This is a genomic window from Zestomonas carbonaria (assembly GCF_904061905.1).
GTDB classification, from domain to species: Bacteria; Pseudomonadota; Gammaproteobacteria; order Pseudomonadales; family Pseudomonadaceae; genus Aquipseudomonas; species Aquipseudomonas carbonaria.
Genome location: NZ_CAJFCI010000080.1, coordinates 42358 through 63770, shown reverse-complemented (window position 1 = coordinate 63770; position 21413 = coordinate 42358). Strand labels below are relative to the sequence as shown.

Annotated in this window: 20 protein-coding genes; 4 read left to right on the top strand and 16 right to left on the bottom strand. The window is 64.6% G+C overall.

Annotated elements, in window-relative coordinates; translation table 11 throughout:
* Position 1 precedes the first annotated feature (1 nt).
* A complete protein-coding gene (locus PSEWESI4_RS21320; RefSeq protein WP_187673234.1) occupies positions 2-952 on the top strand; it encodes a hypothetical protein in 951 nt (316 codons plus the stop codon).
* On the top strand, positions 949-2118 hold the full coding sequence (locus tag PSEWESI4_RS21315) for a hypothetical protein (RefSeq protein WP_187673233.1): 1170 nt from the start codon (positions 949-951) through the stop codon (positions 2116-2118). The genes PSEWESI4_RS21320 and PSEWESI4_RS21315 overlap by 4 nt, the downstream gene beginning before the upstream one ends.
* A 229-nt stretch (positions 2119-2347) precedes the next feature.
* On the opposite strand, the gene PSEWESI4_RS21310 is transcribed toward PSEWESI4_RS21315, so the two are convergent.
* The 13 genes from PSEWESI4_RS21310 to PSEWESI4_RS21250 form a co-directional block, all read right to left on the bottom strand.
* Positions 2348-3613, bottom strand: coding sequence for a TrbI/VirB10 family protein (locus tag PSEWESI4_RS21310; RefSeq protein WP_187673232.1), 1266 nt, complete (start codon positions 3611-3613; stop codon positions 2348-2350).
* Between the two features lie 2 nt (positions 3614-3615).
* Positions 3616-4608 carry a P-type conjugative transfer protein TrbG gene (gene trbG, locus PSEWESI4_RS21305; protein ID WP_187673231.1) on the bottom strand — a complete coding sequence of 331 codons (993 nt, stop codon included), beginning with the start codon at positions 4606-4608 and terminating at the stop codon, positions 3616-3618.
* Complete coding sequence (gene trbF, locus PSEWESI4_RS21300) at positions 4605-5309, bottom strand: conjugal transfer protein TrbF (RefSeq protein WP_187673230.1); 705 nt, start codon at positions 5307-5309, stop codon at positions 4605-4607. Before trbF ends, trbG begins: the two co-directional genes overlap by 4 nt.
* A 12-nt stretch (positions 5310-5321) precedes the next feature.
* Complete coding sequence (gene trbL, locus PSEWESI4_RS21295; RefSeq protein ID WP_187673229.1) at positions 5322-6506, bottom strand: P-type conjugative transfer protein TrbL; 1185 nt, start codon at positions 6504-6506, stop codon at positions 5322-5324.
* A gap of 13 nt (positions 6507-6519) precedes the next feature.
* Complete coding sequence (trbJ, locus tag PSEWESI4_RS21290) at positions 6520-7257, bottom strand: P-type conjugative transfer protein TrbJ (RefSeq protein ID WP_187673228.1); 738 nt, start codon at positions 7255-7257, stop codon at positions 6520-6522.
* A complete protein-coding gene (gene trbE, locus PSEWESI4_RS21285; RefSeq protein WP_187673227.1) occupies positions 7254-9704 on the bottom strand; it encodes a conjugal transfer protein TrbE in 2451 nt (816 codons plus the stop codon). Before trbE ends, trbJ begins: the two co-directional genes overlap by 4 nt.
* Positions 9705-9719: 15 nt before the next feature.
* On the bottom strand, positions 9720-9989 hold the full coding sequence (locus tag PSEWESI4_RS21280) for a VirB3 family type IV secretion system protein (protein WP_121410896.1): 270 nt from the start codon (positions 9987-9989) through the stop codon (positions 9720-9722).
* The gene (locus tag PSEWESI4_RS21275; RefSeq protein ID WP_121410897.1) at positions 9986-10369 is read right to left on the bottom strand and encodes a TrbC/VirB2 family protein; all 384 of its coding nucleotides are present in this window, start codon (positions 10367-10369) and stop codon (positions 9986-9988) included. Before PSEWESI4_RS21275 ends, PSEWESI4_RS21280 begins: the two co-directional genes overlap by 4 nt.
* Complete coding sequence (trbB, locus tag PSEWESI4_RS21270) at positions 10366-11394, bottom strand: P-type conjugative transfer ATPase TrbB (protein ID WP_187673226.1); 1029 nt, start codon at positions 11392-11394, stop codon at positions 10366-10368. Before trbB ends, PSEWESI4_RS21275 begins: the two co-directional genes overlap by 4 nt.
* Positions 11391-11852 carry a ribbon-helix-helix protein, CopG family gene (locus PSEWESI4_RS21265; protein WP_187673225.1) on the bottom strand — a complete coding sequence of 154 codons (462 nt, stop codon included), beginning with the start codon at positions 11850-11852 and terminating at the stop codon, positions 11391-11393. Before PSEWESI4_RS21265 ends, trbB begins: the two co-directional genes overlap by 4 nt.
* Positions 11849-13846: a conjugal transfer protein TraG gene (locus tag PSEWESI4_RS21260; protein ID WP_187673224.1), complete on the bottom strand. Its 1998-nt coding sequence runs from the start codon at positions 13844-13846 to the stop codon at positions 11849-11851. Before PSEWESI4_RS21260 ends, PSEWESI4_RS21265 begins: the two co-directional genes overlap by 4 nt.
* Positions 13847-14063: 217 nt before the next feature.
* Positions 14064-14327: an EexN family lipoprotein gene (locus tag PSEWESI4_RS21255; protein WP_187673223.1), complete on the bottom strand. Its 264-nt coding sequence runs from the start codon at positions 14325-14327 to the stop codon at positions 14064-14066.
* Positions 14328-14371: 44 nt separating this feature from the next.
* Positions 14372-15268 carry a LysR family transcriptional regulator gene (locus PSEWESI4_RS21250; RefSeq protein ID WP_187673222.1) on the bottom strand — a complete coding sequence of 299 codons (897 nt, stop codon included), beginning with the start codon at positions 15266-15268 and terminating at the stop codon, positions 14372-14374.
* Between the two features lie 120 nt (positions 15269-15388).
* Between PSEWESI4_RS21250 and mhpA the strand changes: the two genes are divergently transcribed.
* Both mhpA and PSEWESI4_RS21240 read left to right on the top strand, forming a co-directional pair.
* Positions 15389-16978: a bifunctional 3-(3-hydroxy-phenyl)propionate/3-hydroxycinnamic acid hydroxylase MhpA gene (gene mhpA / locus PSEWESI4_RS21245; RefSeq protein ID WP_187673221.1), complete on the top strand. Its 1590-nt coding sequence runs from the start codon at positions 15389-15391 to the stop codon at positions 16976-16978.
* Positions 16979-17041: 63 nt separating this feature from the next.
* On the top strand, positions 17042-17674 hold the full coding sequence (locus tag PSEWESI4_RS21240; protein ID WP_235978981.1) for a TetR/AcrR family transcriptional regulator: 633 nt from the start codon (positions 17042-17044) through the stop codon (positions 17672-17674).
* A gap of 6 nt (positions 17675-17680) precedes the next feature.
* Here PSEWESI4_RS21240 and PSEWESI4_RS21235 read toward each other — a convergent pair whose 3' ends face one another.
* Genes PSEWESI4_RS21235 through PSEWESI4_RS21225 form a run of 3 tightly spaced genes read right to left on the bottom strand, consistent with a single transcriptional unit; the run spans position 17681 to position 21187 of the window.
* Complete coding sequence (locus PSEWESI4_RS21235) at positions 17681-18913, bottom strand: NADH:flavin oxidoreductase/NADH oxidase family protein (protein WP_187673219.1); 1233 nt, start codon at positions 18911-18913, stop codon at positions 17681-17683.
* A gap of 4 nt (positions 18914-18917) precedes the next feature.
* Entirely contained in the window at positions 18918-20105 is a 1188-nt protein-coding gene (locus PSEWESI4_RS21230; RefSeq protein ID WP_235978980.1) for an amidohydrolase family protein, read from the bottom strand.
* A gap of 8 nt (positions 20106-20113) precedes the next feature.
* On the bottom strand, positions 20114-21187 hold the full coding sequence (locus PSEWESI4_RS21225) for an amidohydrolase family protein (RefSeq protein WP_187673218.1): 1074 nt from the start codon (positions 21185-21187) through the stop codon (positions 20114-20116).
* Positions 21188-21413 lie beyond the last annotated feature (226 nt).

The following is a 21413-nucleotide window of genomic DNA, read 5'->3' as shown; positions in this document are numbered from 1 at the left end:
TATGCCTGTATTTCTACTACCTGATTTCATTGCTGATCTGCAAGACCACAATGATGCGAATTTTGCACGAAGGGTCCTTCAAAAAACCATCAAACCTGATGGAAGCTTCCGAATAGATTCAGATGACCACCCCTACGAAGGAATTGATGGTGCGTGGATACGGTATGTGAGCCGTCAGGCCACAGCATATCGTGTCATCTTCCTTCGCAAAGGAGAGAATATTTATCTATTCCGAGCAGGGGAACATAGTGTCGAAAATCATCTGAGCAAACCAGGGGAAGGCACTATTAAAGCCGCTGTGCCTGTTCAGGAGGGCGATACTGAAGTTTCAGCACTGACAGCCACTATAGCTGCCCAGCAACAATTGGGTACTGCCACCCCGGTAATTAGTCGCTTCAAACGCAATATTCCCCCGTCTCAAATTCACCGTGAAATATTCTCGCGCCGCAATTTACCACATAAAGATATCTGGCTGATCACTCCTTCGGTGGATGAAGAACTTTTTGCCCCTACAAAATCTTTTGGCAAGCTTCTACTCGAACAGGCTGAAGACGGGGCAAGTGTTGTAATCATAACCGCCCCTCCCAAAAACATGAATATCGAATGGATGGAAAAACTGGCCGAGCGAAATATTGGTATTTATTTGTACCCCCAGTTGAATTCAAAACTTTATTGTTTCATTTTCGATAACAATCGACGCTATGAGACCGGTTTACTCGAGAGCGAGAAATACTCTTCGCTGATTCTCGTCGGCTCGTCTGATCTAACAGCAGTAGGGATGGCTATGGGAGACCAGAGCTTTAATGAGGAACTGTGCTACTCAGCTCCAGAAAACGAAGTAAGCTTCGTGGAGGATTATGTGGCGGAGTTAATGCTAAACAGTTATGAACTGCCTGACGTGCGACGCCTTTTGGCCCGTGGACAATGGCAGAAATTGGAGAGTAGAAAATGACGATGGGCCCTGCAGACTACTATGAAAAAGCGAATTTGAAGGATAACCCTTTCCGCTCAACCCCCAATTTTGCCGCTGATCCCCGAGCCAAAATTTGGGTTGGCTATGAAAAACAGAAAAAGCAGCTCGATAAATACCTAAAACGCTCACTTTCCGACCAAGTTGGAAATGCCAATTTTCTTATGCTCTATGGGAACTATGGCACAGGAAAATCCCATGCACTTCTTTGGGCACAAAATCGAATTCTTCATGATGAAAAAAATCTATTCGATTCAGTGTGCTATTTTATTCCAACGCTCCAAAAAGGAAAAGGTAAGCTCACCTTCGCCGGTGCCTTCTTAGATGACATCATCGCAAAATCCGATCTCATAGCGAATGTGAAAGCATACCAAAATTTCCTTATCGAATGCATTTCGCTTTATCGCACAGCACATAGCCTTGGGCATGACGTAGACGCAGAAAAAATCATTGAGAAATTAATCCACCCAGTGGAACTAAATAATTTCGCAAAGGACATCTATCACTGCCAAAAGGAAGAAGACTTCCTAAAGCTTGTAGCACCAAAAACCTTGACAGACTATCAGGCCATGATAATTTTTACCCGCCTGGTAAACCTGTTTGTTCATGAAATGGAGATTTCGGAGAGCAATCTTAGAAGATTTAAAAAAGGTGCATATCTATTTATCGATGAACTGGATGACTTAGAGCGATCCAGCGTCAAAGAGGCCCGAGAGGTCAATGATATTCTTCGTCATATCTATGACAACTGCCCTAGCTGCTTCTGCATGGTGATCGCACTTTCAGCTGAAATCTCACAGGTGTCCATATTATTTTTTGACTATATCTTAAGTCGCATTCATCGCCAGATCGAACTGGTCGTTCTTGACAAAGATGACACAGTTGCCTTTGTTCGCGAGATTCTAAATAGTAATCGCGCTAATCCGAATGGTGAAACAGGCTTCTTCCCATTCGATGAGGCAGCGATTGAAACCATCGCCTCACAGCTCACAGAGATCACACCACGCAAGATTGTTACGACAATGCAACAAGTGATAGAAGAGGTGCGCCTCGCAGGACATAACCCTGCTGATGGCCCTGTATCTGTAGAATTTCTGGATGAAAATGAAATTTTAGAAGAAGTCCTTGGCGAAGGTGGTGTTGCATAGCTAGCAAGTTCTTTCCCGAATAGCCAAGCAACAGCAAAACCCTAGTATTCCTGGCACTACTTGCTGTTGTTTGGCTTAACCATTAGACACGAATAAAAATTCGTATCTGATCAGCGGAGCCTATTCAATACATAGCCACGAAACAGCCCCAAAATAAGCGCAATACTTTTCGACTCAAATCACATATATATTTGAATACCTCTCTTACTAACTACTTCTCCCGCTTCTTCTACTCAAATAGCGGTTGATAGGGCCTCAGCACTAGGTCCCGGTTGACGATGATGCGTACCGGCAGCCCAGGGCGCTCGGTCAAGGTGGGTTGGATATTCATGTTGCGCCGGGTCATCTCCTGTCCGACCTGGTTCACGCTGTCCTGCACGCTGTCGCGCCCGGCGATGATGACGCGATCACCATCCTGGCGGTTCTCGGGCGCGGCCAGCTCGGCGCCGATACCCAGCAGCGTCGTCAGCGCCGCGCCGGCAAAGATGCGATCCCAATGCCAATCAACACCGTCCTCCAGACCAGCGTAACCGGCCGGGTCGGTGCCCACGAGGTTGTCCAGCGTCAGCGAGGATGTATCCGGCAGGATGATGCGATTCCATACCACCTGCACGCGGCTCTGCCCGTAGCTGACCTGGCTGTTGTAGCGACCGAGGATCCGCGAGCCCTGCGGGATCAGCAGATGCTTGCCGGTCGCCGTATCGTAGACTGGCTCCGTCACCGTGCCGATCACGTCACCCGGAAGATCCGACTTGATGCCCGTCACCAGCGCGCCGGCGATCACCGTTCCGGCCATGACCTGGTACGGAGACGCCGGCAATTGCAGGTTCCCGGAATTACGGATTTCCGTAGTTCCGCCTTGTAGGAACGCCTCTTTCTGCTCCTGCCGGTTCTGCGCGGCTGTCGGATCGGCGGGCTGGGCCGCCATCGAAGCTGGACCGGCTGCCAGTGGGTCGAAGCCTGCCAGTGTTGGTCTCTCCGCAACCGGTTGGGCCGGTGCGGTTGCGGCTGGGCGCTGGCCGCCCGTGCGGAAGAACACCGAGGAGGCGGCCGCCTCTTCCGCCTCCTTCAGCCGAGCCAACCGCTCGGCCTCGGCGGGATCATGGCCGGGTGCCGTGTAGCTGGATGCGGCAGGTCGCTGCGACTGCACGATGGCCGGGCCAAGGTCGCCCGGTAATGGCGGCCCCAGCTCGGGAGGCTGCGTCGGCAGCGGCAGCTTGGAATAGTCCGAGGGCAGTCGGTCAAGCCCTTCGGAGCGAGAAACGCGGTCGACGTTGTACAGCTCGGCCGGATAGTTTCCGCCCCGAGGCTTCGCTGGCTGCAACGACCAGATGGTGGCGCCCAGCACTGCGGCGGAGAGTCCGCCGGCAAGCACCGCCAGGGCACGCCGGTTCAAGCGCGTGACCGGGCGCGGTTGGGCGCGTAGCGCCACTGTTTCGGGCGCCACTTTACCGGCCTGTGGCGCGGCAAGGTCGGGGTTGTCATCCTGGCTCATGCTCAGTTCCCCCCGGTCACGCCGTCCGTACGCTCGATGCGCACCACGTCGCCCTTGTCACCGCCCAGGCGCAGCTCGGCCGCGCCGAACAGCCGATCCACGATGTAGTACGGCGAGCGGAAGCGGTAGTTGACCAGTTGCCCATCCCCCTGCGCGCCAATCACGAACAGCGGCGGCAGCTCACCCTGGGCGATGCCGGCGGGAAACTGGATATAGACTTTCTCGCCGTCATCGAAGGCACGCAGTGGCTGCCACGGCGGATTGCTGCCGCTGATCGCGTAGCGAAAGCGGATCTTCTCCAGCGAGAGGCCGGTATCGATCGGCGTGGCCGCCTGTGCGGCCCGTGCCTGGCGTTGCAAGGCCAGCATCCGGTCCTTCGGGTAGTCCCAGGACACCGAGGCCATCCAGGCGCGCTCGGTGGAGGTCAGCTCAATCAGGTAGGTGCGCCGGCTGGTGGTGATGACCAGGTTGGTCTTCAGATCCGAGCGGATCGGCTTGACCAGCACATTGACGCGCAGCGCGTCGCCGGTGCCGCTGGACGTGTCGCCGACGATCCAGCGCACCGTGTCGCCGGCCGCCACCGTCACCAGCTCCTCGCCGGCCTGCAGCGTGATCACCGTTACCCGCCCCGGCGCGGCATAGACCTGGTACAACGCGCCGTCGCTGTAGGGCCAGACCTGGATCGCATTGACGTAGCCCTCTCGCGTGGGCGCCACCCTCGCCTCCTGGTTCGCCCGTGACACCCTCACCTTCTCGTCGGCCGGCTCCGGTGCGGACTTGGCCTTGTCAGCCCCTGGCAACGGCTTCATCTGTCCTGGCATCGGGAGTACCTGCGGCACCGCCACCACTTCCACCGGCTTCTGCGGCTCGGGCAGCGGCTGCGCCTGCACAGGCTCATCGAGCGAAATACGCGGCGGCGGCTTGCCCTGGCTGGAGCAGCCGGCCAGGACAAGCAGGGCCAAAGTGAACGCGGATTTACGGAAGGACAGGTTCATGGCTTGGCTCCTTCGGACGCCTCGAGCTCACGGCTCCACGACAGCCCGTTGACGTAGATGCCCAAGGGGTTCTTGCGCAGTCGCTGCTCGGTGCGCGGGGTTTGCAGGACCGTGGAGATCACCGCGTTCCAGCGCTCGGTGCCGGCCGGGGCGCCGTTGACGAAGCGCCGCTCCGTCCAGCGCACGTTGAAGGAGGCGTCGCTGGCCCGCACGACGCTGCTGACCTGCACCGTCACCGACTCCTTGCCGACACGGGTGAACGGATCGTTGGTGCGCGCATAGTCGTTGAGCACGGCCGCGCCACGGTCGGTGGTGTAGTCGTAGGCGTCGAGCCAGTTCTGCCGCACCACGATCGGATCGATGGACAGCGAGCGCACCAGCGTGACGAAGCGCGCCAGGTGATAGGCGACCTGCGCATCGGCCGGCCGGTACGGCGTGGCGGCCTCGCCAACCGCGCGCACCTGGCCGCTCTTGTCCACCTCCACCACGTAGGGCGTCACGATGGACTGGGCCGAGCGCCAGACCAGGCCGCCCGCCATCAGCAGCGCGAGCGTCAGGCAACCGAAGGCCATCAGGCGCCAGTTTTTCGCCTGCACGCGGGCCGAGCCGATGCGCTCGTCCCACGCCTGGGCGGCGGCCTGGTATGGGGTAGCGGGTGGCGGCGTCTCGGCGTAGCGCACCCGTGGTCGTCTGAAGCGCATGGCTCGTCCTCCTTACGAATCCGAATCCCGCAGGTTCGGGCCAGCGCCTGAACCGCCGCCGTCGCCACCGCGCAGCGTGTGCGCGACAGTGGTGGCGGCATGGCCGATCCGCTGGCGTCGTTGCAGGCGCTTGGCCCATGCGGGTTGCGCCTTGGCATCGGTGGCGCCTTGGGCCGCCTTGCCCAGGGTGGCCGCGCTGCCAGCAGATGAAGCCCCGCCGCCGCCGGCAAACCGGCCCTTGAGCGAGCGCACCCTGGCGGCCAGTTTCGCGGCCGGCGCCATCCGCGCCCCAGCCGCGACCGCGGCACCCACGCCGGTCGCGGTGGCACCGACGGCGACGGCCATGCCCGCCGCGCCGAGCGCGGCACCGGCCATCGCCCCCGCCCCCAGCTGCGGGCCACCGGAAATCAGCCCGGTGGCGATGCCCGGGCCGAAGATGCCCAAGGCGAGCAGCGCCAGCGAGGCCAGCATGACCACCAGCGCGTGGTCGATGGAGGGCTCGTCGGGGTGCACCTGGAACTCGGCGAACAGTCCGGTGCCGATGCCGACGATCACCGCCAGCACCAGCACCTTGACGCCGGAGGACACCACGTTGCCCAGCACCTTCTCGGCGAGGAACGCGGTCTTGTTCCACAGCGCGAAAGGCACCAGCACGAAGCCCGCGAGCGTGGTCAGCTTGAACTCGATCAGGGTGATGAACAGCTGCACCGCCAGCACGAAGAAGCAGACGATGACCACCAGCCAGGCCAGGAACAGGATGACGATGGGGTCGAGGTTGGCGAACACCTCGGGGAAGCCGGTCAGTTCGCCGATCTGCGCCAGGATCGGCGCGCCGGCGTCGATGCCGGCCTTCGCCAGCCGCCCCGGCTGCAGGAAGGTCTCCATGCTGAGCGCGCCGGTCGCCGTCAGGCCCAGCCCGGCAAAGGAACGGAAGACGATGCCGGCCAGCCAGTTGAAATTGCCGATGATGTAGGCGAAGGCGCCGACATAGAGCACCTTGCGGATCAGCCTCGCCATCACGTCCTCGCCCTGGCCGGTGGCATGGCCAAGCGCCCAGTACAGCCCGGCGATCGTCATGTCGATGGCGATCAGCGTGGCGGTCAGGAAGGCGACCTCCCCCTGCAGCAGCCCGAAGCCCGAGTCGATGTAGCGCGAGAAGGTATCGAGGAAGCGGTCGATGACCGTCACGTCGTTCATGACGAAGCCTCCCTCAGTTCCCGTAGAACCGGACCGAATGCGGCGTGTACGGCGTGCCCTCGCCGAGGAAGCGCCGCCGTACCTCGCGGGCGCGCTCGCTGGCCGCCGCCTGCCGTGCCAGCTCCAGCGAGGCCGCGCGGTCCTGGGTGAGCTGGAGCTGCTGCGCCTGGATGGACTGCTTGGCCTGCAGGGCCAGCAGCTGGTTGGTCGCCTGCATGGCCTGCAGCGCGCCGGTGGCCGACTGGCTCTGCCCCACCAAATCGGCCAGCGCGCCCTCATCCTCCCGTAGGTTCCACGACACCTGCGCCTGCAGGCGCATCGCGGTGTGCAGGCCATCGAGCGTGTGCGCCCAGCGCTCGCGGGCGTCCCGGTACATCTGGTCGCCGCTGACGGTGGCGGCGTACTCCCGCGGGTACAGCCGGGCGAATTCGCGGTCGAGGTTCCGCACATCGTAGGCCAGCCCCTGCGCCTCGGCGATCAGTTGCTCGCTCCTCGCCAGCGACGAGCGCAGCCGGTTGACGATATTGAAGTCGAGGCTCGCCAGGTTGCGCGCCTGGTTGATGAGCATCTGCGACTCGTTCTGCAGCTGCTGTACCTGGTTGTTGATCTGCTCCAGCGTGCGGATGGCCGTCAGCGTGTTCTGCACGAGGTTGGTCGGATCAATCACGGTGAGTGCGAACACGGGCTGCACGGCCAGCAACGACACCGACAGCACGACGGCGAGGGACGCGGAAAGCGCACGGGTCTTCATGGCGAAGCCTCCTGGGGTTGGGCAACGAGGATGGATGCGGCGGATGGCGCGGACGGCAGCAGATCGGCCGCCCAGTCGAGGCCGCAATGACGCAGCCAGGCGGCGGCGAAGCCCGGCACACTGGAGTCGCGCAATACGCCGTCGATGGCGCGCTGGTCCTGGGGCGTCGAGGCGCCGGCGAAGGCGAGCGCGACCGGCCCCAGGTCGAGGTCGAACAGGCGGTTGCCCGCGCGGGACTGGTAGTAGTAATCGCGCTTGGGCTGCGCGGTGGCGACGATCTCGATCTGCCGGCCGTTGAGGCCGAAGCCCTCGTAGATCACGCGGATCTGCGGCTCGGTCGCCTGGGGGTTGGGCAGGAAGATGCGGCTGGCGCAGCTCTCGATGATCGCCGGGGCGATGGTCGAGTCCTTGATGTCGGCGAGCGACTGCGTGGCGAAGATCACGCTGACGTTCTTCTTGCGCAGCGTCTTCAGCCATTGGCGGATACGCGCGGCAAACACCGGGTCGTCGAGGAACAGCCAGGACTCGTCGAGGATCAGCAGCGTCGGCGCGCCGTCGAAACGCTCCTCCAGGCGCGCGAACAGGTAGCCCAGCACGGCCAGCACCGCAGCCTTGCTGGGCATCAGCTCCTCCATCTCGAAGCACTGCACATCGGCCATGCCCAGGTAATCGAGATCGGCGTCGAGCAGCTTGCCGTGCGCCCCGCCCAGCACATAGGGCGCCAGCGCCTGGCGCAGCGCGTTCGACTGCAACAGCACCGACAGGCCGGTGAGCGTGCGCTGTTCGACCGGCGCGCCGGCGAGGCTGCCAAGCGCGGACCAGATGGCCGCCTTCTCGTCGGGGCCAGCGGCCACGCCCTCGTGCAGCAGGCGCCCTTCGACCCACTCGGCCGCCCAGGCGCGATAGCCCGCCTGGTCGATACCCGCAAACGGCTGGAAGGCGATCGCGCCATCGGCGCCCAGGTCATAGTGCTCGCCGCCCAGCCCCAGCACCGTGGCCCGCATGGAGCGGCCCATGTCGAAGGCGAAGATGCGCGAGCCGGGGTAGCGGCGGAACTGCAGCGCCAGCGTGGCCAGCAGGACCGACTTGCCCATGCCGGTCGGGCCGACGACCAGGGTGTGCCCCACGTCGCCGATATGGGTCACTAGCCGAAATGGCGTCGCACCCTCGGTGCGGGTGACGATCAGCGGCGGCCCGTCGAGGTGGATGTTCCTCTCCGGCCCGGCCCACACCGCCGACACCGGCATCAGGTGCGCGAGGTTCAGCGTCGAAACGATAGGCTGGCGCACATTGGCGTAGGCGTTGCCCGGCACCGAGGACAGCCACGCCTCCACGGCGTTGAGGGTTTCCGGGATGGTCACGAAGCCCCGCCCCTGGATGACGCGCTCCACCCTGCGCAGCTTCTCGTCGGCTATCTCGGCATTGGCATCGAGCACCGTCACGGTCGCGGTGACGAAGCCGAAGGCGACCTGGTCGCCGCCCAGTTCCTGCAGCGCGGCATCCGCGTCGGCCGCCTTGTTGCTGGCGTCGCTGTCGAGCAGCGGGCTCTCCTGCTGGAACAGGGTTTCGCGCAGCAGCGCCAGGACGCTCTTGCGCTTGGCGAACCACTGGCGGCGCAGGCGACCGAGCTCCCTTTCCGCCTCGGCCTTGTCCAGGCAGAGGAAGCGCGTGCTCCAGCGGTAGGCGAAGCCCAGCCGGTTGAGGTCGTCCAGGATTCCCGGCCAGGTCGAGGTCGGGAAACCCCGCACGGTAATCACACGCAGGTGCTCATCGCCCAGCATCGGAGCCAGGCCGCCGAGCAGCGGCACGTCGGCCAGCAGTGTGTCGAGGTGGAACGGCACTTCCGGAACCCCGACGCGATAGCGCCGCGTCGAGACCGTCGCGTGCAGGTAGCTCAGCGTCTCGCCGTCATCCAGCCAGTCGATCTCCGGCATCACGCCGGCGAGCAGGTCGAAGATGCGCTCGGTCTCCGCGATAAAGGCCGTGAGGCGCTCGCGCCAGTCCACGCCGGCCGTCGAGGTGTTCTCATAGATCAGCCTGGCGGCGCGGGCATGCGACTCCTCCGGCGGCAGGTACTGCAGCGTCAGGTGGTAGCCACTCTCGAAGTGGTTGCCGGACTCCTCGAAGGCCGCGCGCCGCTCCTCGTCCACCAGCCAGGACAACGGTTCGGGAAAATCCGAATGCGGATAGTCCGCCGCGGCCCGGCGCTCGGCCTCGACGAACAGGGCCCAACCGGCACCGAGCCGGCGCAGCGCGTTGTTTAGCCGCGCGGTGGTGGCCACCAGCTCGCCTTGCGTCGCGCTGTCGAGGTCGGGACCACGGAAGCGCGCCGTGCGCTGGAACGAGCCGTCCTTGTTCAGCACCACGCCGGGCGCGACCAGGCCGGCCCACGGCAGCCAGTCGGCGAGCAGGGCCGGGCGCTGGCGGTATTCGGCGAGGTTCAGCATCGCGGCGCCCTCCCCTCACACGTCCAGCAGCGGCTTGTGCTTGAGGTGCCGGGCGAACACCTGCATGAACTGCGGATCGACGCGCGCGCCCCATACCGCGAGCGCGTGGCCGACCAGCCACAGCACCAGTCCCGGCAGCCAGAGCTGCAGCCCCAGCCCGACGGCGGCGGCCAGCGTGCCGTTGGCGATGGCCACCGTGCGCGGCGCACCGCCGAGCAGGATCGGCTCGGTCAGCGAACGGTGCAGCGGCACCTCGAAGCCCGGCAGGTCGCTTCCCGCGCTCATACGACCGCCCCGCCGGAGAAGCTGAAGAAGGACAGGAAGAACGAGGAGGCGGCAAAGGCGATGCTCAAGCCGAAGACGATCTGGATCAGCTTGCGAAAGCCCCCCGAGGTGTCGCCGAACGCCAGCGCCAGGCCGGTGGCGATGATGATGATCACCGCCACGATGCGCGCGACCGGCCCCTGGATCGATGCGAGGATGGATTCGAGCGGACCTTCCCAGGGCATCGAGGAACCGGCGGCCCTCGCCGTGCCGGCCGTCATCAGCAGGACGGCGGCCAGCAGCAAGCCACGCTGCGCGGGGCCGGCCAGGCGACGCAGGCGTGCCAGGCACAAGGCCGTATTTACGGAAAAGCGGAAAGCGGGGGCGCGTGTCGGCGTCATGGCAGTTCTCCAGGCGTGGTCGGGGACAGGAAAAAGGGCGTGAGCTGGTCGCCGAGCGGCTCCCCCGGCGCATCCGCCAGGTGGTAGCCCGCCTCGTCGAAGCCGGTTACCCGGGCGATGCTCTCGATCCGGCGCTTGCGGCCGCGACCGGCGATGAAGATCACCACGTCGACCGCCTCGGCGATCAGCGCACGCGGCGGATTCACGGCCACTTCGAGCACCAGCTGCTCCAGGCGCAGCAGCGCGCCCTGGGCGGAGCCGGCATGAATGGTGGCGATGCCGCCCGGGTGGCCGGTGCCCCACACCTTGACGAGGTCCAGCGCCTCGCCGCCGCGCACCTCGCCGACCACCACCCGGTCGGGGCGCAGGCGCATCGTGGCGCGCACCAGCTCGCGCATGGACACCACGCCGGCGCGGGTGCGCAGCGGCACGTGGTCGCGCGCGGCGCATTGCAGTTCGATGGTGTCCTCGAGCACCAGCACGCGGTCGCCGGTGGCGGCGATCTCGGCGAGCAAGGCATTGGCCAGCGTGGTCTTGCCGGTGCTGGTGCCGCCGGCGATCAGGATGTTCCGCCGCTCGCGCACCTCGGCGCGCAGATACTCGGCCTGGGCGGCGCTCATCATCCCGTCCGTCACGTAGCGCGCCAGCGGAATGACGCCCAGGGCGCGCTTGCGCAGCGCGAAGGCCGGCCCCGGCGCCGCCGGCGGCAGGATGCCCTCGAAGCGTTCACCGGTTTCCGGCAGCTCGGCACTCAGCAGTGGCTGGCCACGATGCACTTCCGCGCCGACATGCGCGGCCACCAGGCGGATGATGCGCTCGCCGTCGGCCTCGGACAGCTCCGCGCCCAGCGGCGCGCGCCCCGACGACAGGCGATCGACCCAGAGCGTGCGGTCGGGGTTGAGCATGATCTCCACCACGTCCGGATCCTCGAGCGCGGCGGCGATCACCGGCCCCATCGCCGTGCGCAGCATGCGGATACGCCGGTCCAACGAGTCGGCAATGCAGGCCGGCGGCGCGGTGCTCATGACACACGCTCCCGCGCTTCGCCCTGCGCAGCTTCGTCCAGATGCTGGCCGTCCGGGTACAGCTCCTCGACCACGTCGCGTACCAGGCTGCGCCCGCGCGACAGGTGGCGGCCGAGCTGCTCGACGAACTGCTCGAAACGCGCCTTGCCCTGGGCCTTGGCCGCCTCCTGGTGCGCCTCGGGCAGCGGCGTGCTGACGGTCAGGAAGTAGCGTACGAACAGCGCCAGCGTCTCGATCTCGATGGCCTGGTCGCGCTCCAGGCGCTCGAACTGGCGCGACAGGCGATCCAGCCGCTTGGCGATCGCCGCCTCGCGCTGGTCGCCCGCGTCCGGCGACAGCCAGGACGCCAGGGCCGCCGCGACGATGGAGGACTTGGACACGCCCTTCTTGGCGGCCAGCTCGTCCAGGCGGCGGGCATGCTCGGGCTGGATGAACAGGTTGAGGCGGTACTGGCTCATAGTTCGATTCCGTCGTTGGGGTCGAGGGATGCCAGCCGCGCCACGCGCTGCATGGCCGGATCAAGCTGGCGAGGAAGAACGGGCTGCGGGTCGTCGTCATCGAGCAGTGACAGGTCGCTGCAGGCGGGCGCCTGCTCCGGGTTGTAGTCGACGGTCTCGGACAGTTCGGGCTGACGGCGCGGACCGCCATCGTCGGCGGTGTCGGCGGCAAGGCCATCGCCGAGTCCCGAGCTCGCGGGCGTCACCGGCATGGCCAGGCCGCTCCAGTCGTCCCCACGCACCGGCGGCGCGTCGGCGTAGCGCCCGGCCACGAGGACGGGTGGCGGCAGCACGCGCCGCTTGAAGTTGGCGTCGCTGTAGTAGCGCAGCTTCCTGGCCCTGATCGGCGCGACGCTGGACACCATCACCACGGCCTCGTCCGGCGGCAGCTGCATCACCTCGCCCGGGGTCAGCAGCGGCCGCGCCGTTTCCTGCCGCGACACCATCAGGTGCCCCAGCCACGGCGCCAGCCGGTGGCCCGCGTAGTTGCGCTGCGCACGCAGCTCGGTCGCCGTGCCCAGCGTCTCGGAGATCCGCTTGGCCGTGCGCTCGTCGTTGGTGGCGAAGGTCACACGCACATGGCAGTTGTCGAGGATGGAATGGTTCTGCCCGTAGGCCTTGTCGATCTGGTTGAGCGACTGCGAGATCAGGAAGGCGCGCAGGCCGTAGCCCGCCATGAACGCCAGGGCCGACTCGAAGAAGTCCAGTCGGCCCAGCGCCGGGAACTCGTCGAGCATCAGCAGCAGCGTGTGGCGGCGCTCCACGCCATCGCCGCCGTCGAGGGATTCGGTCAGGCGCCGGCCGATCTGGTTGAGGATCAGGCGGATCAACGGCTTGGTGCGGCTGATGTCCGAGGGTGGCACCACCAGGTACAGCGACAGCGGATGCCCGGCGGCGATCAGGTCGGCGATGCGCCAGTCGCAGCGCGAGGTCACCTCGGCCACCGTGGGGTCGCGGTACAGGCCGAGGAACGACATGGCGGTGCTCAACACGCCCGAGCGCTCGTTCTCGCTCTTGTTGAGCACTTCGCGGGCGGCGGACGCCACCACCGGATGCGTCCCCTCGCCCAGGTGGCGCGTCGTCATCATCCGGTGCAGCGTCACCTCGAACGGGCACTCAGGATCGCTCAGGAAGTTGGCGACGCCGCGCAGCGTCTTGTCCTCGCCGGCGTAGAGCACGTGCAGGATGGCGCCGACCAACAGGGCGTGCGAGGTCTTCTCCCAGTGGTTGCGGCGCTCCAGCGCGCCTTCCGGGTCGACCAGGATGTCGGCGATGTTCTGCACATCGCGCACTTCATGCGAGCCGCGCCGAACCTCCAGCAACGGGTTGTAGGCAGCCGACAGCGGGTCGGTGGGATTGAACAGCAGGCAGTGGGAGAACCGTGAGCGCCAACCAGCGGTGAGGTTCCAGTTCTCGCCCTTGATGTCGTGGATGACCGCCGAGGCCGGCCAGCTCAGCAGCGTGGGAACCACCAGGCCGACGCCCTTGCCCGAGCGAGTCGGCGCGAAGGCCAGGACATGCTCCGGCCCCTCGTGGCGCAGGTACCGGTCGCCATGTAGCCCGAGGAAGACACCCGCCGGCCGATCCAGGCCCGCCTTGCGGATGTCGGCGACCTCGGCCCAGCGCGCCGATCCATAGGTCGTGACCAGGCGCGACTGGCGTGAACGCCTGATCGACATGGCGATGGCGACGCCCACGGCGACCAGGCCGCTGGCGGCTGCAATGGCGCCGCCGATGTCGAAGACCTGTGGAGCATAGGCGCCGAAGAAGAACCACCAGTCGAACAGCCGCCAGGGATGGTAGACCGGCGTACCAAAGCAGTCGAACCAGGGCGGGCCCAGGCGTACCTGATGGCCCAGGGCGGCGGCTGTCCATTGCGTGGCGATCCACACCCCGGCGATCACGATGCCGAATACGGCGGCGATCTGCCCGAACAGCACGTTCGTCCCTTGCATGGCACGGCTCCCAAGTTCTCCCGTGAAAGCAGCAAAAATGCGGCTGCACGGTCGAGATTCGGTGCCGGGTCAGTGCCGGTCAAAGACCTTTATCGGGATAGAACTGGACTGGAGCGCATCAATTCATGCGGGAGCCAATGGGGAGAAACCACCGCAAGCGCATGCGTATTGCGGCGTGTTGAACAAGCAAGTAGACGATTTAGCAGATTGCCCACGATCAGAACTTGGGCGGCTCCTTCGGCGGTGTGTAGGGCACCGTTCCATCGCCATAGAAGCGTTTGCGTGTGGCCTCGGCAACGCGATTGCACAGCTCGTCGCCCAGCTTTTCACGTTCCAGCTTGCACTGCTGGCGCAGCTCCTTCAGCCGAGCGGGATCGGTCGCGAGCTCATCAACCGTGGGTAGCGCCGACGGCGCCGGTGTTTCGGACTGGCCACAGGCCGTGAGGGCCAGGACACATAGAAACGGCATGACCTTCTTCATGGCTCAATTTCCTCCAAGGTATCGGTCTGGCTGGATGATGTGGCCTAGGTGTCCCCCAAAGGATCAATCCCTTGCACTCGCTCAATGAAGCGAGCCAACGTCACCGATGGCTCGCGCGTCGAGCGCAGCAGATAGGTGGTAAGCACCGGAGGACACCCCGCCAATGGGCGACCAACAACGCCAGTTTCTCGGCTGGCCGCGATACACGACTCTCCGGTCAACCCCAAGGCAAAACCGGCGGCAACAAGCGCCATCATCAGGTCGCAGGAGGCCACCTGTTCCGCGACCAGCGGCTCTGCTTCAGCCTGGCGCAGGAAACGCTCGACCTGGCGTGCATGGCCCTCACAAGCCTGTGGATCGCACAATACCAGCGGATAGCGCAGCAACTCTTCCACCGGAATGCGCTTGTGGAACAGGATCGGATGACGCGCCGGCACAGCCACCATCAAGGGATCGCTCCAGGCCGGAACAGCGACGATGTCATCCCCAACCTCATCCGACTGGGCGAACCCCACGTCATACAAATCGTCGTGCAGTCCCTTGATCTGCTGCGACAGCGACACTTCGAACAGGCGAATTCCAATCTCCGGCTCCTCTTGCCGGCATAGCGCCAGGAACGAAGAAAAGCGCGAGGGAGAAATTCCGTCCGAGAGTGCTACCCGCAGTTGACTGCGGAATCCATTGGCAGCGGCCCTCACGCCGTCACGCGCCTGCTGCAGCACGGTGAATACGCGCGGCACATGCTCCAGAAACAACCGCCCCGCATGCGTAAGTTTCGTACTTCGCGTAGTGCGCACAAAAAGTGGCGTGCCCAGTTCTTCTTCGAGCTCCTTGATCGCACGCGACAAGGGAGACTGCTCGATGTGCAGCCGCTCAGCCGCCCGCGCGAAGTGCAGTTCTTCGGCAACAGCAAGGAAGCAGCGCAGATGCCGAAGCTCCATTGTTCCACCTTCTCCTCAGGGTTCTGGATCAACAGACATCCAATATTGAGAAAATGTTCATTTTTGAATAATCTGCCATAAATATACCACCCAGACATCCAACAACGACAAGGGATCGACATGCACAACAACAAGAAATCACTGCCGCCGATGGTGGACGTACTGATCATCGGCAATGGCCCGGTCGGCGCCACGCTGGCCGCTCTGCTCGGTCGCTACGGTGTCCAGACCCTGGTGGTTGACAAGGTTCACGACATCCTGCTGATGCCACGCGCAATCGCCCTGGACAACGAGGCGCTGCGTATCCTGCAATTGGCCGGACTCACGGAAGATGCCTTCGAGAAGATCGTGATTCCCGAGGTGCGTATGCGCTGCCCGCTGGTCGGCCAGTTTGGTCGTGCCAACACCCGCGGTAGCCTCGACGGTCATCCGAAGCTGGTGACCTTCTACCAACCGGATCTGGAGCGCTCAATGCGCGCGCAGTACCGTCGCTTCGACAGCGTCGAGAGCCTCGGCGGCTTCGAGCTGGAGGATTTGTGCCAGGACAGCGACGGCGTCACCGCCACCCTGCTCGACGAGGACGGAGACCGGCAGCAGGTGCGCGCGCGCTACCTGGTGGGTGCCGACGGTGCCAGCTCGAAGGTACGCAGCCTGATTGGTCAAGACTTCAAGGGCCAGAGCTACAGCGAGGACTGGCTGATCATCGACGTGGCTGAACGCGGGCAACGCGCCATCGATCACGTCGAGTTCCTCTGCGACCATCGCCGTCCGACCCCGCACATGCCGGCTCCCGGTGGCCGCGAGCGTTGGGAGTTCATGCTCCACCCCCGCGAGAGCCGTGAGCAGATGGAAAGCGACGAGAACATCGCCACGTTGCTGCAGCCCTGGATCGAACGCGATCAGTTGAAAATCGAGCGCAAGGCGGTCTACCGCTTCCATGCACGCTGCTGCGAACGCTTCCAGAACGGCAGAGTGTTCCTGATCGGCGATGCCGCGCACATCACTCCCCCCTTCGTCGGCCAGGGACTGGTCGCCGGTCTGCGCGACGCAGCCAACCTGGCCTGGAAACTGGCCTGGGTATTGGATGGCCGAGCCAATCCGAAGATTCTCGACAGCTACGACCAAGAGCGTCGTCCGCACGCCCGCGAGATGATTGCCCTGGCCAAGTTGATGGGCCGCCTGGTGATGCCACGCAATGCTCCGATGGCACTGCTTGGCCACGGCCTGATGCGCATGCTGAGTCTGCTGCCGCCGTTGCGCCGGTACTTCGAGGAACTGGAGATCAAGCCGAAGAACAACTTCAAGCGCGGCCTGTTCGTATCCCATGTTCGTGGTCGCCAGTTGCGGCGCGGCGGACTGTTCCCGCAGGGGCTGGTGCGTGCAGCGGACGGTACCATCGGCCTCAGCGACGACACCGTCGGCGACCGCCTGACCTTGATCGGCTTCGGCATCGACCCCCGGGCACAACTCGACGCCGAGGCACAGCGTAAATGGGAACATTGTGGCGGCGGTTACCTGCAGATTGGTCTGCATGGCCAGAAGAGCCTTGCCACTACGCCCTTCGTCGAGGATCTCAGCCACAGCCTGCTTGGCAACGCGCCGGCCGACTCACTGGCAGTGGTGCGCCCGGATCGCATAGTCATGCACGAAGGCCCGAAAACACGCGCCGCCGACCTAGTACGCGAAAGCCTGGCTCTGCTCGGTCATTGAGCGATCTGCCCCGATGCCGGCGCTTCCATTATCATCGGGGCCAACTCCTCCATGAGCGGCCCGATGAGCACTCCAGCCAAGCCCGACGCCCCCCTGACCCGTGGCCACAAGAAGCGCGAGCGCACGCGCCAAACACTGATAAACGCGGCGCTGCGCCTGTTTGCGCGAAAGGAGGTCGGCGAGGTCGCGCTGCTGGAAGTCGCCAGTGAGGCGGAGGTCGCCAGTGGCACCATCTACAACTACTTCCGTACCCGCGACGAGGTGGTCGAGGCGGTAGGCATCGCCCTGGCCGACGAGTTTTCCGAGACCATCTCGACCCTCAGCGCCGGCATCGACAGCGGTGCCCGGCGCCTGGCGATCGGCGTGCGGATGTTTATCCGCCGCGCCGTTGCCGATCCGGACTGGGCCAGCGCAGTGATCCGCGTAGTGCACTTCGACCAGGCGATCCGCTCGAAAATAGCCACCGCCGTGCTCACCGACCTGCGCGCCGGTGCCAAGGAAGGTGTGTTCACCTACCCTGACGAAAACCTCGCCCTCGACTTGGTGGTGTCCTGCGGTGTCGGCGGCATGCGCGCGGTGGTGGAAGGCCGTGGCGTCGAGGATCACGACCGCAAGGTCGCCGAGATGATCCTCAAAGCACTTGGTGCCACTCCAGCCCGTGCACGCAAACTGGCCTGGCAGACGCTGCCGGGCTGAACCCGCTCAGCCGAGCCGGTTCACCCAGCGCCGGTAATCACGCGCTTGGCGGCGGCTCTTCAACTGGCTGCCGAGCAGCGCCAGCAGCGGCGAGGTGCGCGTCCGGGTACGCTTGCCGCGACCAAGCCGCGCCAGTTGCTGCTTGACGATCGCCTGGGTCGCCGCCGAGGCGAGCGCCTTGTTCTTCCAACTCACCACGATCGGCTCAACGCCGGCTTCCTCGCCGGACTGCCAGCGTCGCGGCAGTTCGGGATCGAGCGCCAGCGCGGTGGCCATGCCGAGCATCGCCACCTTCCCCTGCAGCACACGCTCGGCCACCGCGCGACGGCGAATACCGCCGGTGACCATCACCGGCATGCGCGCCTCCGCGGCGATGCGTTCGGCGAACTCGAGGAAGTAGGCTTCGCGCGCCAGGCTACTGCCATCGCGAGTCTGGCCCTGCATCGCCGGACTTTCATAGCTGCCGCCGGACAGCTCGACCAGGTCCACCGCCTGTTTGTTGAGCATCCACATCACTGCCACCGCGTCTTCGGCATCGAAACCACCGCGCTGGAAGTCCGCCGAATTGAGCTTGACCGCCACACAGAACTGCGACGACACCTCGGCGCGCACCGCCGCCACCGTGCGCAACAGAATCCGCGCGCGGTTCTCCAGGCTACCACCCCACTGATCGCTGCGGCGGTTGCTCAGCGGCGAGAGGAACTGGCTGAACAGATAACCATGCGCGGCATGAATCTGCACCCCGCTGAAGCCGGCACGCTCGGCGAGCACAGCGGTGGCCACGTAGCGCTGGATCAGCCGCTCGATCTCCGCTTCTGTCAGCGCGCGCGGCTGGGCGAACAGCTTGTCCAGACCGGGAATGTTCACCGCCACGGCAGACGGCCCGAGCGCCGGCTGGCCGAGGTTGGCCATCATCTGGCGGCCGGGGTGGTTGATCTGCATCCAGGCCTGTGCACCCCGGCTACGGCAGACCTCGGCCCAGTCGGCGAAGCGCGCCAGATGACGATCACTTTCCAGCACCACGCCGGCTGGGCCGGTCAGCGCATGGCGGTCGACCATCACGTTGCCGGTGATGATCAGGCCGGCACCGCCTTCCGCCCAGGTGCGGTAGAGGCGGATCAGCGCCTCGCCCGGGGCATGTTCGGCATCAGCCAGGTTCTCCTCCATGGCGGCCTTGGCGATTCGGTTGGGGATCACCTGGCCGTTAGGCAGGCGCAATGGTTGGAACAACGTGCTCATGGGTTCAGTCCTTCAGGCGCTGCGCCAGGGCGGCGAGCGGTTGGGTGGCGCTCCGCCCCAGCCGGTGGAGGGTGGATTCGGATGCGTAACGGGGTGCCGCGAGCACCGCCTCGCCGCGCACTGCAAAGCGCGGGAACAGGCTCAGCGTGTGACCGCGGGCGATGCCGGCGAGCTGCTCCGATGACCATGGCGAGGCGCTGCCGAGCTCGGTGACCTGCCGTTCGACCAGATTCGCCGGGGCAAACGGGAAGTCGCTGCCGAACAGCACCTGACGCGGCTCGACCAGCTCGTACAACACCGCCATCGATGGTGCCGCTGGTGCCAGCGCGGTATCGAAGTAGAAACGCCGCAGGTAGGTCATTACCCCTTGCGGTGCCTTGTCCTGAAACTCCGGCATGGCGTTGGCCAGCGATACCCGCCAAGCCGCGTAGGGCAGGAAGCCACCGGCGTGGGCGAGAATCCAGCGGATGCGCGGATAGCGTTCCAGGGTACCGGTGAGGATCAGGTTGACCGCCGCGCGGGTGGTGTCGCAAACGAGCTCGAGCAGGAAGCCCGGTGTTTCCAGCCCCAGCGCCTGGCTGCTCGGATGTAGGTTGGGGTGGACGAACACCGTCGCCTCGCGGCGATCCAGTTCGGCCATCAGCTCTTCGAAGCGCGGATCGCCGAGGAACACCCCGGCGTTGCTGGCGAGCAGCACCACGCCGTCGGCCTCGAGCACGTCCAGCGCATGGATCGCCTCGGCACAGGCCGCCTCGGTGGCTGGCAGCGGCAACGCGCCGAAGCTGCCGAAGCGGCCCGGATGGCGCTGCGTCAGTTCAGCGGCGTATTCGTTACAGCGCCGCGCCAGTTCAGCAGCGGCCCGCGCCTCTCCGAACCAGACACCGGGTGAGGACAGCGAGAGGATCGCCGTCTGCATACCCTGGGTGTCGAGCAGCGCCAGCGACTGCTCTGGCGACCAGTCCGGCAACGCCACGCCGGCAATCCGATCGAGCCCCTGGCGGCGCAGCGCCTCGGCGTAGAACGGCGGCAGTAGGTGGTGGTGGACATCGATGCGCCCCGCCGCCGCCCGCGCTTCCTGCGGCGGCGTACTCTTGGGCAATTCCGCCGGAGCGCCCAGCGCCGGCAAACCATCGACCAGCAGCGAAGCACCAGCGAGCATGCCGGCACCGACCACGAATTCTCGACGTTTCATCACAAACCTCAGCGACTGCGCACGCGCTCAACGAAGGCACCGACCGGATGGGCCAGGCCGCGCTTCATGCGGTTGGTAAAGGATTCACCGGCATAGATCGGTGCCGGGACTGGCTGTTCGTCGGCCTGGCGGTACTGTGGGAGCAGCTCCAGCGCATGGCCGCGATGGATGCCGTAGAGCTGCTCGGCCGACCACAGCGGGTTGTCTTCGAGGGTCTGGCACTGCAGGGTGGTCAGCGGCGCCGGGGCGAAGGGGAAGTCGCTGCCGAAGAGGATGTGCGATGGCTCGACCAACTGCTTGAGCGCCGCCATTGAGTAGCGCGACGGCGACAGCGCGGTGTCGAAGTAGAAGCGCTTGAGGTAGCTCATCGCCCCCTGCGGCGCTCGCTCCTGGAACGCCGGCAAGGCGTCGGCCAGCGACACGCGCCAGGCCACGTAGGGCAGGAAACCACCACCATGGGCGAGAATCCAGCGAATGCGCGGATAGCGTTCCAAGGTACCGCTGAGGATCAGGTTGACCGCTGCGCGGGTGGTGTCGCAGAGGAATTCAATAAGAAAGCCCGGTGTCTGCATACCCAGTTGCTCGCTGCTCTGGTGCAGATTGGGGTGGACGAAGACCAGCGCGGCGCGACGATCCAGTTCGGCCATCAACTCGTCGAGACGTGGATCGCCGAGAAACACGCCGTCGTTACTGCCGAACACCACCACGCCGTCCGCCTCAAGCACATCCAGCGCGTGGATCGCCTCGGCGCAGGACGCCTCAGTGAACGGCAGCGGCAGCAGGGCGAAGCTACCGAAACGCTCGGGATGTTGCTGGCAGAGATCGGCGGCGTACTCGTTGCAGGCGCGCGCCAGGCTGCTGGCCTGGCCGACACCGCCGCCAAGGTGGGCACCTGGGGTGGTCAGTGAGGTGATCGCCCGCTGTATGCCATTGACATCCATGACCTGCAGGGACTTCTCCGGCGTCCAGCTCGGCAGCGCTGCACCGGCATGCTGCTGCAAACCGTGGTGGTGGATGGCCTCGGCGTACACCGGCGGGATGATGTGGTGGTGAACGTCTATGCGGCCTTGCTGGATGCTCATTGTTGTTATGCCTCGTGCGTCAAATAACAGGGCAGCGCGAAGCAATAATGAACATCAATGTTCAAAACAGTCAATCAAAACACACCTTCAATCCAGCAAAGGATATTCCGACGATACGCCAAAACCTATGAAAACAGCTGGTCACGCCAAGATCAAAGAGCCACACCCGCTATCTCCGGAAAAATTCTATTGACCACAACTGAACATGAGTGTTCAATTGATTCAG